The sequence below is a fragment of the Nostoc sp. LEGE 12454 genome, from assembly GCF_056620565.1.
The window spans coordinates 328,101-342,672 of record NZ_JBWQXL010000002.1 but is presented as its reverse complement, the minus strand read 5'-3'; the positions used below and the strand labels follow the sequence as shown (position 1 = coordinate 342,672).

At 40.5% G+C, this 14,572-nt stretch carries 13 protein-coding genes; 6 read left to right on the top strand and 7 right to left on the bottom strand.

Annotated elements, in window-relative coordinates; all coding sequences use genetic code 11:
- Positions 1–92 precede the first annotated feature (92 nt).
- Positions 93–1,172, top strand: coding sequence for a M4 family metallopeptidase (locus AC1F2U_RS03725; RefSeq protein WP_480259884.1), 1,080 nt, complete (start codon positions 93–95; stop codon positions 1,170–1,172).
- Positions 1,173–1,347: 175 nt separating this feature from the next.
- The gene (locus AC1F2U_RS03720; protein WP_480259883.1) at positions 1,348–1,647 is read left to right on the top strand and encodes a protealysin inhibitor emfourin; all 300 of its coding nucleotides are present in this window, start codon (positions 1,348–1,350) and stop codon (positions 1,645–1,647) included.
- 258 nt (positions 1,648–1,905) lie between these two features.
- On the opposite strand, the gene AC1F2U_RS03715 is transcribed toward AC1F2U_RS03720, so the two are convergent.
- From AC1F2U_RS03715 to AC1F2U_RS03685, 7 genes are all read right to left on the bottom strand, one after another.
- Positions 1,906–2,382, bottom strand: a complete 477-nt coding sequence (locus tag AC1F2U_RS03715) for a hypothetical protein (protein ID WP_335001763.1) — start codon at positions 2,380–2,382, stop codon at positions 1,906–1,908.
- Positions 2,383–2,509: 127 nt separating this feature from the next.
- Positions 2,510–4,906 carry a response regulator gene (locus AC1F2U_RS03710; protein WP_480259882.1) on the bottom strand — a complete coding sequence of 799 codons (2,397 nt, stop codon included), beginning with the start codon at positions 4,904–4,906 and terminating at the stop codon, positions 2,510–2,512.
- A complete protein-coding gene (locus AC1F2U_RS03705) occupies positions 4,896–5,030 on the bottom strand; it encodes a hypothetical protein (protein WP_480259881.1) in 135 nt (44 codons plus the stop codon). Before AC1F2U_RS03705 ends, AC1F2U_RS03710 begins: the two co-directional genes overlap by 11 nt.
- 398 nt (positions 5,031–5,428) lie before the next feature.
- On the bottom strand, positions 5,429–6,010 hold the full coding sequence (gene hpsU / locus AC1F2U_RS03700; protein WP_480259880.1) for a hormogonium polysaccharide biosynthesis acetyltransferase HpsU: 582 nt from the start codon (positions 6,008–6,010) through the stop codon (positions 5,429–5,431).
- A gap of 2 nt (positions 6,011–6,012) precedes the next feature.
- On the bottom strand, positions 6,013–6,969 hold the full coding sequence (locus tag AC1F2U_RS03695; protein WP_480259879.1) for a glycosyltransferase family 2 protein: 957 nt from the start codon (positions 6,967–6,969) through the stop codon (positions 6,013–6,015).
- A 24-nt stretch (positions 6,970–6,993) separates the two neighbouring features.
- Positions 6,994–7,926, bottom strand: coding sequence for a glycosyltransferase family 2 protein (locus AC1F2U_RS03690; RefSeq protein WP_480259878.1), 933 nt, complete (start codon positions 7,924–7,926; stop codon positions 6,994–6,996).
- Positions 7,927–8,153: 227 nt separating this feature from the next.
- A complete protein-coding gene (locus tag AC1F2U_RS03685) occupies positions 8,154–8,981 on the bottom strand; it encodes a hypothetical protein (RefSeq protein ID WP_480259877.1) in 828 nt (275 codons plus the stop codon).
- 389 nt (positions 8,982–9,370) lie between these two features.
- Here AC1F2U_RS03685 and cobU point away from each other — a divergent pair, with 389 nt between their 5' ends.
- The 4 genes from cobU to AC1F2U_RS03665 all read left to right on the top strand — a co-directional run bounded on the left by cobU (position 9,371) and on the right by AC1F2U_RS03665 (position 14,470).
- Positions 9,371–9,946 carry a bifunctional adenosylcobinamide kinase/adenosylcobinamide-phosphate guanylyltransferase gene (gene cobU / locus AC1F2U_RS03680; RefSeq protein ID WP_480259876.1) on the top strand — a complete coding sequence of 192 codons (576 nt, stop codon included), beginning with the start codon at positions 9,371–9,373 and terminating at the stop codon, positions 9,944–9,946.
- Positions 9,947–9,998: 52 nt separating this feature from the next.
- The gene (locus AC1F2U_RS03675; RefSeq protein ID WP_480259875.1) at positions 9,999–10,418 is read left to right on the top strand and encodes a hypothetical protein; all 420 of its coding nucleotides are present in this window, start codon (positions 9,999–10,001) and stop codon (positions 10,416–10,418) included.
- 262 nt (positions 10,419–10,680) lie between these two features.
- Positions 10,681–11,640, top strand: coding sequence for a ribonuclease Z (locus tag AC1F2U_RS03670; protein ID WP_322695231.1), 960 nt, complete (start codon positions 10,681–10,683; stop codon positions 11,638–11,640).
- A gap of 637 nt (positions 11,641–12,277) precedes the next feature.
- Positions 12,278–14,470 (top strand): GumC family protein, encoded by a 2,193-nt coding sequence (locus tag AC1F2U_RS03665; RefSeq protein ID WP_480259874.1) that lies wholly within the window; start codon positions 12,278–12,280, stop codon positions 14,468–14,470.
- Positions 14,471–14,572: the final 102 nt, after the last annotated feature.

Here is a 14,572-nt window from a genome sequence, read left to right as displayed (position 1 = left end):
CACGCGATTTGGATTCGTTTTTCTGCTCCTTTCTCCAGTGGAGTTAAAGCCACTGTTTGCCATCACTTAGTTTCAAAAGGAGAATATCTTGGATGGCTCGAAATAAAAAGAAATCAGCCGGGTTTAAGTATGAGCATCCACTTATCTCTAGATGCCCTATTTGTTGTATTATCCCGCCCCACATGCTGGAAAATGTCGTGGTGAATGGCAATCCTCAGCAGCGGAGTTGGGCTTTTCATACATTAAATGTTTCAGCACAGCTTCGCGGACGCAGAGATGTTATAGGTACTATCTCCTTTGCACCTTCCCCGGGTGAAAAGCGTCGCACCATCTACGATGCAAAATATGGACAGCAGCTCCCTGGCACATTGGTGCGTGCTGAAGGCGATCCACCAAGCAGTGATGCAGCAGTAAATGAAGCCTACGATGCTGCTGGTGCTACTTATGACTTATTTCATGAAATATTCGATCGCAATTCCATTGATGACAAAGGACTGCGTTTAGACTCCACCGTGCATTATGGCGTTAAATATGACAACGCCTTTTGGAACGGCGACCAAATGGTTTATGGTGATGGCGACGGAGAAATGTTTCAGCGCTTTACGAAATCAATTGATGTGATTGGGCATGAGTTAGCTCATGGAATAACTCAGTATGAAGCAGGTTTGCAGTATTATGGCGAACCAGGGGCACTAAATGAATCGTTTTCTGATGTCTTTGGTTCCTTGGTGAAACAAAAGTCCAAAAATCAGACTGCACAAGAGGCAGACTGGCTGATTGGTGAAGGTCTTTTAGTCCCGACTGTCAAAGGTGTTGCCCTCCGCTCAATGAAAGCACCAGGAACAGCTTATGATGACCCAGTACTGGGTAAAGATCCCCAACCAGGTCATGTAAAAGATAAATATACTGGTGATGAAGATAATGCTGGAGTACATATAAACTCAGGAATCCCTAACCATGCCTTTTATCTAGCGGCTGTTGAGATTGGTGGCTATGCCTGGGAAAAAGCTGGCAAAATCTGGTATATAGCTTTACGCGATCGCTTGCGTGCCAAAGCAGATTTTAAAAAAGCTGCCAACGTCACCATTCAAGTTGCTGGCGAACTCTACGGTAATGACAGTAATGAGCAAAAAGCTGTGCGAAATGCTTGGCAAAAGGTAGGAGTTATTTAAAGTTACGAGTTAATAGTGAGGAGTTAAGAATAAATAGTCAATACCTTCCACTTCTTCACTCAGTACTCAGGACTGATTAATCTGTTGTTTGTTGTTGTTAAACTGGGAGTTGAGAACCGATCATCTCCCAGTCTTAGTATGTATTTCAACTAAATAACACAACGGAGAGCAAAAAATGCGGGTATCATTTGAACGCACGGGCGGCTTTGCTGGAATTAGCAAGAAGACAACCGTTGATACAGACACTCTCCCGCCACATGAAGCTGCCAAACTTCCCCAACTTGTGGAAATTGCTGATTTGTTTAGGCTACCAGAACTAATTACTTCGCCAAATCCTCAGAGCGATCGCTTTCAATATAAATTAACAGTAGAAGATAACGGCAAGCAGCATACAGTGACTGTCAGTGAGTCAGCATTGCCAGGAACCTTAAGACCCCTAATTGAATGGCTACAGACGATAGCACAGAAAAGGTAGAAAGTAAAAATAATTACTTATAAGTCTCTGAAGCTAAGTAAGTCGGTGAGAATAAATCAAACTAGATTAAGTAATGTAAAAAATATTGAAATTAATTTGTAGTGAGGACTTTAGTCCTCTTATGAGGGCTAGAGCCGCTCACTACAAACCTTAAATTATTTACACCGCTCTACTTATAGAATATCTCCTGAATAGTCAAAATTGTGGCAAAGTGATAGTAACGTAATTCGTAATAATGAATTATTTAATTCATTTTTATTAGTTACTCTCAGGGTTGAGTTCGTTGATTTCTCTGCACTTAGCCTCTGCGGCTTGATATGCTGCCAGATAGTCTTGACCACCCAACATTACATCACCGTAATATTCATAAGGTGGATCGCCATAAATTGGCAATGGATCGTCTTCTGGATAATCTTCTTTTGATTCTTCAATGATAGCTTTCAGTTTTTTAACAGTCAGACTATGTGCTGCAAAATACCAGATTTCTTGGGGATTTTTGTTTAGGTGAGGTAACGTGGGATCGATAATCCGAACATCAGAGGCGTCGTCTAGCTCAATCCAACTGTGTTCAATCGGTCTATATGGCTTCCCAGCAAAAGCTAAAAATCCCTGAATATACCTTGCTCCCTCAGTAGATAATGCTGCTTTATAAGCATTATCAAACGGAGTGCTAGCTCTGCTGTTTATCTGTTCAGCAATTTTGATTGACAGCGTTTCATCCAATAGTTTGTTCATCAATAGCAAGGATTAGAGCAGCCATAAAAACATATTACCACTGCGACTTACCATTTTGCTTAAGCAGTGGGCATTGGTTATTCACTAATGACACTAATGACAAATGACTAATGACTAATGACAAACTCTACTTTGTGCTAATCACCATCTGTAAATTTATTAACAAGTCGCTTGAGGTGTAGGGCTTGGACAAAAGGGTTTTGACACTATTACCAAGGTTTTTGATCATTTCATGATTGGAGGCTAATCCACTAACACCAATAATTTTGATATCTGGATTAATTTTTTTCAATACATTGATAGTTGTTGGCCCATCCATAGATGGCATCATCATATCAACTAACACCACACTAATTTCTGGTTGATGTTTTGTATATAGTGCGATCGCATCAATACCATCACTAGCCACTAAAACTTTATAGGCATTTTGTTCTAACCAGGTTTGAGTAACCTCTCGAATTGAATCTTCATCATCAACAACGAGAATTAATTCTCCATGCCCTGCTGGTAATTCCTGATATCTCGCTAATTTACTATCTGCTTCGATTGTCTGCGTTACGGGTAAGCAAACTTGAAACTCTGTACCTTTGCCCACTTCACTAACTACATTTACAAAACCGCTGTGGCTTTTGATAATGCCAAGGACTGTTGAAAGACCAAGCCCTGTGCCTTTACCCACTTCTTTTGTTGTGAAAAATGGCTCAAAAATTCTATCTATTATTTCTCTTTTAATTCCTATACCTGTATCGCCCACGGTAATCATCACATAAGAACCCGCCTTAGCATCAATATTCATCCGGGCATAGTGGCTATCAACCCAGAAATTCTTCGCAGAAATCTTTAAGATACCGCCATGAGGCATAGCATCACGAGCATTAATGCAGAGGTTCATCAGCACTTGGTGTATCTGAGTTGCATCACCAAAGACATCCCAGAGGTTTTGCCCAGGAACATCAATGTGGATTTCAATAGCTCTGGAAAATGTTTGCTTAACAATATTTTCGATTTCTAAAATTGAATTCCGTACCTGTAAGGTTTTAAAGTTACCTACAGATCCGCGTGAAAACCATAGCACTTGTTTAACTAAATCTGCTGCACGTTTAATATTTGTTTCCATAATTGTCAGCCATTTCTGACTTTTTTCATCCGGCAGCTTTGCCTCTAAAAGTTGTACTGTCATCATCATCGGTGTCAGTGCATTGTTGAGGTCATGGGCGATGCCACTTGCTAGAGTGCCAAGACTCTCCATCCGCTGGGCCCGGAGAAACTGGGCTTCAAGTTGCTTTTTCTCTGTGATGTCGGAGTTGACAATCAAAATGGATTTGGCTTGCCCCTCATGATCATTTACCAGTGTCCAGCGACTAGCAACGATGATTTCTTTGCCTTGTTTTGTGACTTGATATAACTCACCTTGCCACGCACCACTCTCAGCTAAAGTTTTCTGGATGTTTTTCAATTGGCAAAAACTTTGCTTTTGATAAAAAAGCTGATTGGCATTCTTGCCCACTACTTCTTCTGCCATCCAACCGTAGAGATATTCAGCCCCTTTATTCCAAAATTGAATTTGATTAATCAAATTTTGAACGATAATCGCGTCTGTGGTGATGTTAAGCAAAGCAGCTTGCTCGCGGATTTTCTGTTCTGCATCTTTGCGATCGCGTAGCGCAGCTTGCTGTTCGGTAATATCAATTACAAAGCCCGCCATCCGAGCAACTTTACCTGTAGAGTCTAAAAAGATATACCCATTGTTCTCAACTGTGATATAAGTGCCATCTTTACGAGATACGCGAAATTCAAGATGGAATCGCTCTTTTGTGGATAAAACGCGGTTAATCTCTTTGTTAAAGAAGCTGCGATCGTCAGGATGAACCAATTCTAGCCAGCGGTTCAAACCTCCGAACATCTCAGGCATAGAGTAACCTAATATTCGCTCTACATTGCCATCATATTTAATCTCATTGGTATGCAAGTGCCAGTCATAGAGAATCTGACCACTTGCTTGAATTAATGCTTGATAGCGATTGTTCCACTCATCTAATGCATCTGAATGACATCGTAGTTTTTCCTCTACCCGCAGGCGTTCTAAGATTTCGATCTCTAAACGCTTATTTTGCTCTGTGAGTTTTTTTGTAAGGTTTCGTAAACGTAAATGGGTATTTACCCTAGCTAAAACCTCTTGATATTCTAGAGGTTTGGTAATGTAATCTACTGCGCCAAGATTCAAACCTTTGACTTTATCTACCTTGTCACTCATGGCAGTTATAAATATTACGGGAATATCTTGAGTGGCTGGATTTGTTTTCAAAAGTCTACAAGTCTCAAAACCGTCGATTCCTGGCATTAATATATCTAGTAAAATCAGGTCAGGCAAAGCATAAGCTGCCATTTCAACGGCACTTTTACCATCTTCAGCTACTAAAACTTGAAAACTGTAATACTCTAAAAAATCGAATAATACTTGTAAATTAACAGGAGTATCATCGACTATTAAAATGACAGGCTTTTCATTTTTATTAAAATTCATGCTTGCCTCTTATTAAATTTTTTTTTAAATTATCGAATTTGTTTGCCTTTAAAATAAAATCTTTGGCAAGTTGATGAACATCTGTGGCAGATGGCACTTTATCGCCTACTTGTTGGAATGGCAAAAAAATTTTGCTATTTAGACTATTTCTTGACTGATTCGGTATATCATATTTTCTGCCAATTTTTTTAGATATGTACAAATTATGGACTTGAAATTAAAAAGATTTAATTAAAAGTAAACTATTTCCACAGAACGCCTATATCTCAATACGGTTGGATTAAGAGAAATTGTCAATTGGGTTAAGAAAAGCGCAACTCAACAAAGCCCCGGAAATGTTGGTTGAGACTGTGGGAAGCCCCTTCTCTACGAGAGGCTTCTCTTTCAGAGACGCTAACGGGTCTACGTTTTTCAGAGGCGATCGCACTTTTATTCTCTTCCCAAAAACAAATAAATATATATATGGAAAAGTTAAGGGCGCACAGCTAGCTGCACGCCCTTACTATGTTTATCTATAAAAATCTATGGGGTTGTGGAGGGATCGAGTTTTAGCCGAGCCGTTTTGGGGTGACAAGGGCTTCCCCAACAAACCTGCCCAGAAGGCATATTAGTAAAAACACTACTTCGAGCGCCAATTACAGCATTAGCCCCAATTTGCACTCCTGGCCCAATAAAACAATCTGCCGCTACCCATGCACCATTTTCAATGGTGATACTTGCTGTTTTCAACCCAAAGGCAGGATCTTGGAGATCGTGAGTACCAGTACATAGATAACTTTTTTGGGAAACTACGCAATGTTCGCCAATCTCGATCCGATCGAGGCTATATAAAACTACGTTATCTCCAATCCAACTGTAGTTACCAATGGTGACTTTCCAAGGGTAGGTGAATCGGGCTGTGGGTCGAATTAATACACCTTTGCCAATACGAGCGCCAAATAATCGTAGCAAAGCACAACGCAGAATATTTAACGGTTGAGGAGTTAGAGGAAAGGCGATCGCTTGTACAAACCACCATAATAAAACATACCAACTTGGACGCCCTCGGTCAAACCAAGATTGGTCATATTTGCGTAAATCTACGAAAGGTTGATCATTAGTCATTGTCAGGAATCAATGGTCAATAGCTTTGCTTCTGCTTCTCTGCTCCCCTTCTCCTCTGCTCCCTCCTTCGCCGTAGTTGCAGTATTTAAGTGACCACCACAGTTGCGTAATTCATAAAGTTTAACGCCAATTTGATATTCATATTGACTCAGTAAACGTGCATAGATATATCCTGCTTTGCCATCTAAAAAACCGCGTTGAATTATATAAAATAAAACAAACCGCAAAATGGGTTTAAATGGTAGGTGTACCCACACTTTTTTCAAAAATCTTTTGCGTTGTACGGCATCACCAAATAAATTAGCACCGATAGTACCGCTATCATCTTTACCTGTAAGAATATTAAAATAAACCCTGGCTTCCCAGTTAGAATAGCGGTTGTGCCGTTCTAACCAGTGGTAAAGGTCGCGGAAGTCTTCGTGGAGCATATCATTTTTGAGATACCCAACTTTCCCTTGCAAAATCACGTGTTCGTGAACTTCGTTATCACCAGTATTAGGAATATCTTCTGTATTTAGATTTTCGTAGCGACCTTTTTTATGTTGAAATAAACGTAGGTTCCAATCAGGATATTTCCCGCCATAACGAATCCATTTTCCTAAGAAAAATACGCGGCGGTTGAGATAATAACCTGTATATTCATCATTTTGAATTGCTTGCTCAATTTCTTCCCAAAGCTCAGGGGTGATCCGCTCATCACAATCTACAATTAGCACCCATTCATTACGAAAAGGCAAATTATCTAAAGACCAATTTTTCTTTTTAGGCCAGCGTCCATTGAAGTTGAATTGTACTACATTTACACCGTAACTTTTAGCAATCTCAATGCTGTTGTCAGTACTTTGAGAATCTACTACAAATATTTCATCTGCTCTGCTGAGGCTAGTAAGGCAAGCAGGCAAGTTAGCTTGTTCATTTTTTGCCGGAATTAGTACTGAAACTGGTATTTTAGATGACATATTGAGTAAAAATTATGTTACTGGTTATTTCTTATTTGATGTAGATAAAAGACCCTGAATAGCAGCATTTAAGTAACCAATCTGACCGTAAGCATACACCAGTTTGTCAAACCGTTCTGCTGGATCGGAGAAATACTGTAAAGCCTTATACAAGCCTCGCACAAACCGTTCGCTACCTCGCTGTAATTGAGCGATCCCAGCTTTACCAGCGAGTTGTTCTCGATAACATTCACTGATACCCTGCCACCAGCCCCGGTTTAAAAACCAGGAGCGTTGGAGGCGCTCTGGGGCTACATTGTGAGCGACGAGTGCTTCGGGAAGATAAGCAACTTGCCAACCACGCTGTAGAGCAAACTCGGTCATTTGCAGTTCTTCGTTAGATAATAAATTTTTACCCACTCGACCGAGATGGGGATCGAAACCGCCAATTTCTTCTAAGAAACTGCGGCGGATTGAGTAATTTAAGCCTCTGGGTGTTAAGCCAGGTTGCTCAATGTAGATGTTACTGTCACCTAAGTCGTATGCACCCAGATTTGCAGCTAGTCCCGGAGATAGCCACCGTGGTTGTTGAATTCCTGGGGGCCACAGGAGAGTGACTTTGCCACCTGCGATCGCTAGTTTAGGATTATTGTAATAGGCAGAATATAAAACTTCTAGCCAGCCCTTACTGGCAACGGCATCGTCATCTAGATAAGCAAGAATATCACCACTGGCTACCTTTGCACCCGTGTTGCGGGCGACAGATAAACCAATGGTGGGTTCAAAAACATACTTCAGGCGCGGATTGTGAGTTCTTTGTTCTACAACCTCACGAGTGCGATCGCTAGATCCATTATCAACTATCACAATTTCAAAATCAGCAGCAAAATCCTGCTCTAAAAGACTATCAATTGCAGCCCCTAAATAGGTATCTCGATTGTGAGTACAGATAATGGCAGAGATTTGGATGTCTGGCATAGATTGAATTTTGGATTTAAGATTTGGGACTTCGGCTCCTTTCGACTTCTCTACGAGACGCTACGCGTTAGCGGAGCTTTCGCTTTAGCGATACGCTCAAGGCAAGTCGCTCAGTCGAACGATTTTAGATAAAAATCTAAATCCAACGCTATAACTGCTGAGAGTTAATCTAAACCAAAAGTTACCGACCTACCAACCGAGTTTCTTCGGAAATAATCTTTAAAACTTTACGTTTGTTGAATATGACTGTGTAAAACTACAAGAGTTTGCGCCAGTTGACTAAGGCGGGTTTCCAAAGATTGCTTGCGCCCTAACAGTTGACGTAACTTTTGGTAACGAGCGATCGCCATACTAACATTGGGAACCTGATCCGGTGGACATGGACGCGACCAAACTTTACCAGTATCGTCTACACCACAGAGGCGATAGCCAGTAATAGATGATTGATAAGATACTTTTCCACCAGTGGCACAAATTTCTTCTACGTAGTTCATCAGACGGTCAACTTCTGCATGGCGCAGTGTCGCAGTTCCTCCTGGTTCTGGTTCGGTGGGATTGGATTCTAACCAGCCATTGACAATTGGCCCTTCTAAGTAAATATCCTGAATTTGTTTCAAAATATTTTGCAATTCTGTTTGCCAACCAGCGACAGTTTCCTGAATTTCTTGCAATAGATTCATCGCTAATGCTGGATTCGCACCGTGGCGATGGCTGCTAAAGGTCGGAGTTTTCAACTTGGGTAGGCTGGGTGTTCTGTTACCATTCTCTTCTGCTTGAAAGGTCTGCACAGATTCATGGTGAGGAAAGAAATTTTGGTCAGAAGGATAATCAACCTCAGTATTTACATTTAAGTCAACTGTTTGTCCTTGTGACTTTACTTCCCTATCCTCAGAGGATGGAATTTGTGTACTTTCTGTAGGTTCGTTAGCTCCGACGCTGATTCTAAAAGAGAAAGGCCGTTTTGTTGTCGAATCAGTTGTTTCGGCAGTAGAGTCAGTACCGCGATTCCCTAAATCGTGTAGAGTTGCTTCAATGCGTTTTAAGCCTGCGTTCATAAAGACATCCTAAAGTTTGCTGTCCCCAGTAGTATTGAATAATTAAGAATGGGGTAGTTGGGATTTTTGACTTTTGCCAGTTGTAGCATCTAATGATGTTGGTGCTAATTTTATCCCTTAAAAGTTATTTGAAACAAAAAATCTCACCAATGAAGTAAAAAAATGTGGTGATAAATTGTAACCGTGGGTATGTAGAGGAGGCAGGAGATTGGAATTTATCTGTTGCTCTCAACCCCATCTAATTCCAGACCACGAAATTGTAGATTTTGCTGGAGGACTTAAACCACAAGCTTACTTGCGATAATAACCATAGGAGGTGACGGCAATATTCCTTCTGCCTCCTGCCCTCTGCCTCCTGCCCTCTTGTTAAAATACTCAGTAAAAAAACTTTGGGTAAAATCATCTTAGTAACAGGGCCAGCACGATCTGGTAAAAGTGAATGGGCAGAAACTTTAGCTATGCAGTCAGAAAAAGCAGTTGTTTATATAGCAACAGCCACCGATAACCCAGATGACCAAGAGTGGCACCAACGCATTTTAGAACACCAACAACGTCGTCCTCAAGACTGGGTAACTTTATCTGTACCTGTGGAACTGTCTGCTACCCTCGCTGATGCCAAACCCTATACTTGCCTCTTAGTTGATTCTTTAGGGACTTGGGTTGCCAATCTCCTAGAACAGGATGAATCTAGCTGGGAAAATACCCTTGCAGAGTTTTTAGAGACGGTGGAATTGGTTGCTGCTGATATGCTGTTTGTAGCAGAAGAAGTGGGTTGGGGTGTGATACCAGCTTATCCCCTTGGAAGGGCGTTCCGCGATCGCCTCGGTTCTTTAGTACGCCAGCTAAGTACACTTAGCGAAACTGTTTATTTAGTGACTGGCGGTCATGTCCTCAATCTCAGCGTCCTTGGTTCGCCATTGCCAAATAAAGCTGATGCTGGAACATTCAGGAGTCAAGATTCTTAACTGTTGATTTAAATTAATCCAAAATCTAAAATCTAAAATCTAGAATTGTAATATGGCAACCAAACAAGAAGTTAGAAAATACCTTGCCTACTGGTTTCAGTTGGGTAAGAAAGTGATTACGGGCAACGGTGAGGCAAGCTTTTTGCCCCAATCGGTGCTAAATGGCGATCGCTATAGTCAAGAATTTGAAGAATGCTGGCAAAAAATTATTTCACCGGAATCGGGTGATTGTTACCTTGAGGGTACATACGAAACTATTGCTGAATTGTTGACGCCAGCATGGAATATGCTACCTTGCAGCCGATGCAGTATGCCAGTAGCCGCGCGAAACGTCGGGATGCCAGCGTTGTTATGTCCCTGCAATGATTTACCTAACTGGCCGAATACTGAATTGCCAGCACCGCGAGAACCAATTAAAACTCAAGACCAACTCCAAATAATTCGCGATCGGCTCGTAAAGAATATTACATAAAAAAACAACCAATTTGGAAATCTGACAACTTTTTTCTAATTTTCTAATTATTTGATTATTTTAATCTCTCCTGTAGTGCCCCTTGAGTCTCACTACAGAATTTTTGTATGCCTGTACTAGCTAGGGGAAAAATAACTATTGGTTATTAACTATGCCCAATGCCCCATGCCCAATCTCCAAAATCCTAAATATTTTACTCATTAACCATGCCACTATAGAAAATAGAGCTGCAAATTGAGCAATAGGAAGACTAAAGAACACTGTGCAGATAACATTCTTAGGGACGAGTTCCGGTGTACCCACGCGATCGCGCAATGTTTCCAGTGTCGCTCTGAGATTACCCCAAAGGGCAGAACTGTGGTTATTCGACTGTGGCGAAGGTACTCAGCATCAAATTATGCGGAGTGAACTGAAAATCAGTCAACTCTCCCGAATTTTTATCACCCACATGCACGGCGACCACATCTTTGGCTTGATGGGACTTCTTGCTACTTGCGGGTTGGCTGGCAATGTGGAACGAATTGATATCTATGGCCCACCTGGATTAAATGATTACATTCAATCCGCCTCACGTTATTCCTACACGCATTTTTCTTACCCAATCAAAGTTCACGCCATCCGTCCAGGGATAATTTATGAAGACGATGACTTCACCGTTAGCTGCGGTAATTTGCATCATCGGATTACAGCTTTTGGCTACCGCGTAGCCGAAAAAGACCGAGCCGGACGCTTTGATGTGGAAAAAGCCAAGGCGTTGCAAATTCCTCCTGGTCGGGTTTACGGTCAACTCAAGCGGGGTGAAACAGTTACCCTTACGGATGGACGGGTGATTGATGGCACTCAATTGTGCGGACCTACAGAAATTGGTCGAAAGATTGCCTATTGTACAGACACAATTTATTGTGATGGTGCAGTGGAATTAGCTCATGATGTCGATGTATTAATTCACGAAGCAACCTTTGCCCATCAAGATGCAGATATGGCCTTTCAGCGGTTGCATTCCACAACCACAATGGCAGCGCAAACAGCTTTAGCTGCTGGGGCACATCGACTGATTATGAGTCATTTCAGTCCCCGCTATGCTCCCGGAAATACTTTAGAGTTGAAGGATCTCCTCAAAGAAGCTCGTGCTATTTTTCCCCGTACTGATATGGCTTACGATTTTATGATTCATGAAGTACCCAGACGGCGGGAAGTAGAGTTAACCAAGGTAGGTGTCTAAATTTTGGACTTTCCTGCGTAACGCTACGCGTAGCTTCCCAGGAGGGGTACGGCTACGCTCAGTCTAACGATTTTAGATTTTAGATTTCCTATTGAACGCTTCTAATCTAAAATCTAAAATTAACCAGGTTCTATCTTAGATTTTAATAGTCTCAATCATAAGATCAAGCAAATAAACAGTAGCTTCGTTTTCCGAGTAAGTCAATTATTTAACCAACAATTTACGGTTAACTAGATGTATCAAGAATATACAAATAGTATGGTTTAAATATTTTTATCAATGTGTTTTTTCTATTACAAGTTATCAAAATAACTTTAATATATCTACTAATATTGTGAGTTGGATAGTTTTATACTCAAATACTTAGGAAAAATCATTAATTTTTCGTCAAGATTTTTATTCCTTAAATAAAATATTTATTAAAAATTTATCCTTCTAACACTGATTCAGAATTTATATGTATGAATTGATAAACATGAAAGCGCCAGTTGGCATAATGTTGTGCCAAATTAGCTTGTCATTGTTGGAAGAATAATTAAGTATGCGATCGCAGCTATTAGGTGTAAAAAAAATCATTTCATATTTTTCATAAATCTTCCAAATAAATATAGTGTTTCGATATTAGAGGAGTTTAATAGTGGCTAAGACTAGTCTGAATCAAGAGCAACAGGTTACTACTTCAACACAAGGCGCAGTTGACATCAGACAACTATCTACTATTTTGCTTCGCCGACGCTTTCTGATCTTTGGGGTTTCCTGTGTAGTTATGTCAGTTGCTAGCCTTTTGGCTATCAATGCCAAACCTACTTACCAGAGCAATATGCAGATATTGGTGAATTCCAATTTATCTGAAGGGTCACAGTCAAAGACTCAGGTTACTAATTCAAATTCTCAAATTATTGATTCCACTACTCAGATGAAACTCATGCTGAGTTCTAAGTTGCTTCAGAAAACTGTAGATTTACTCCATTCTGATTATCCCGATCTTACCTTACAAGATATTAATGGTCAAAAAGACCATAACAAAAAAGCACCTTTAGAAGTAACTCCAGAAGCGGGAGGCATAGGAGCAAATAAAGTTTTTAATCAAGCATTTAAAGTTTCTTTTCATGATGACGATCCAGTAAAAGCACAAAGAGTACTTCAAGCGCTACAGAAAGTCTATCAAAACTACAACAAACAGCAGCAAAAAGAACGTCTGAATCAGGGATTAGCTTTTGTAAATACTCGCCTACCTGAAATCAAAAAAGAGGTAAGTAAAGCTGAGAAAAACTTAGAACAGTTTCGCAAAAAACATAAATTACTCGATCCCGAAGTCCAAAGTAAAATTCTGCTAGAATCTCTAGCCGATATTCAACAACAACTACAAACCACTCGTGCCAACCTTCAAGATGTAAACGCTCGCTACGATAATCTAGAGCAACTAATAGCGTCTTCGTCCCAGCAGAATACACTACTTTCTTCTCGTTTAAATCAGTCAAGCCGCTATCAAGCATTATTAAGTGAAATTCAAAAGACTGAACTAGCATTGGCTAAGGAGCGGCTCCGCTATACAGATGATTACCCATCGGTACAAAAATTAAAACAGCAACGTCAAAGTCAACTTTCCCTCTTACGAGAAGAGGTGAAAACTATTAGTAATAGCAGCAAGGAAAAACCCTTATTCAAAGGACAAATGCTAGGGGTCGATCCAGCGCTTTTAGATGAGTTTGTTTTGGTACAGACAAGTGTTTTAGGACTAACTGCGAATGAAAAAAATCTAGTCGAATCAGAACAGCAACTACGGTCTGAACTAAACAAATACCCAAGCTTAATAGCAGAGTATAATCGTCTGCTGCCAAAGGTAAAAACTAGTCGCAAAAACCTTGAACAACTAATTCAGGCGCAACAGTCATTAGGACTGAAAATTGCTCAGGAAGGATATAACTGGCAAGTTTTGGCAGAACCTTCTCCCGCTATTTATATGGGTAACAACAGATTATTACTTTTGGTTGGAGGAGCAGTAATTGGGCCGATTTTAGGTATTTTAGCAGCTCTGATTTTGGAAAAGTTTAATGACGCTATTTATTCTGCCGGAGATTTAAAGAAACTGACTAACCTACGTGTATTAGGATCGGTACCAAAACTACCGTCACATGGTGTCAAAAAACGGCGGCTTGGCCTGCCTTGGAATGTTCGAGGAAGCTCAGATTCTTCTGTAATAGAAGCCAGTAATAAATTGCCCGTCCATGAAACTTTGGACATGATCTACCAAAATATTCAAATATTAAAATATCCCTTACCATTCAAGTCTCTGATGTTTACTTCAGCACTACCAGGGGAAGGAAAGACAACGTTAGTATTAGGGCTTGTAGCTAGTGCTGCCCGGATGCATAGACGGGTATTAGTAATTGATGCTAACCTACATAATCCTAGCCTGCACAAAATCTTGGAACTCTCCAATGATTGGGGACTCTCTCTGTTATTAGTTGATGAGACAACTACTCATTTTCAAGATTACATCCAGCCGATTCACCCCTCCATTGATATTTTGACTGCTGGGCCAGAACCAGAAGACACAGTGAAGTTGCTCAGTTCTCAACGGATGAAAGAACTAATAGAGCTATTTGAGCAAAGTTATGACCTAGTACTAATAGATGCTCCATCTATTTTAGGCACGGTTGATGCCAGGATTGTGGCATCTTTTTGCAGTGCTATTGTAATGGTAGAGCGTATGGGGAAAGTGACTCGAACTGAACTGACTCAAGCAACAGAAATATTGAGTAAGTTGAATTTAATTGGAATTATCGCTAATGAAGCGAACAATTCTCAAAAGGTATTGGCATCGTAAATCGAAGAATAAAACTTTCTCTTCCACAGCAGTCAGATTTGGACGATTCACTTTCCCCGCTTTCTGATTTCTACCTTTTTCTACCTTATAGTTAAAGCAAAA

Coding starts and splice junctions, on each gene's coding strand:
- hpsU (WP_480259880.1), bottom strand. CDS start 6,010: ATGACTAATGATCAACCTTTCGTAGATTTACGCAAATATGACCAATCT.
- AC1F2U_RS03695 (WP_480259879.1), bottom strand. CDS start 6,969: ATGTCATCTAAAATACCAGTTTCAGTACTAATTCCGGCAAAAAATGAA.
- AC1F2U_RS03710 (WP_480259882.1), bottom strand. CDS start 4,906: ATGAATTTTAATAAAAATGAAAAGCCTGTCATTTTAATAGTCGATGAT.
- AC1F2U_RS03690 (WP_480259878.1), bottom strand. CDS start 7,926: ATGCCAGACATCCAAATCTCTGCCATTATCTGTACTCACAATCGAGAT.
- AC1F2U_RS03725 (WP_480259884.1), top strand. CDS start 93: ATGGCTCGAAATAAAAAGAAATCAGCCGGGTTTAAGTATGAGCATCCA.
- AC1F2U_RS03685 (WP_480259877.1), bottom strand. CDS start 8,981: ATGAACGCAGGCTTAAAACGCATTGAAGCAACTCTACACGATTTAGGG.
- AC1F2U_RS03720 (WP_480259883.1), top strand. CDS start 1,348: ATGCGGGTATCATTTGAACGCACGGGCGGCTTTGCTGGAATTAGCAAG.
- AC1F2U_RS03715 (WP_335001763.1), bottom strand. CDS start 2,382: ATGAACAAACTATTGGATGAAACGCTGTCAATCAAAATTGCTGAACAG.
- AC1F2U_RS03675 (WP_480259875.1), top strand. CDS start 9,999: ATGGCAACCAAACAAGAAGTTAGAAAATACCTTGCCTACTGGTTTCAG.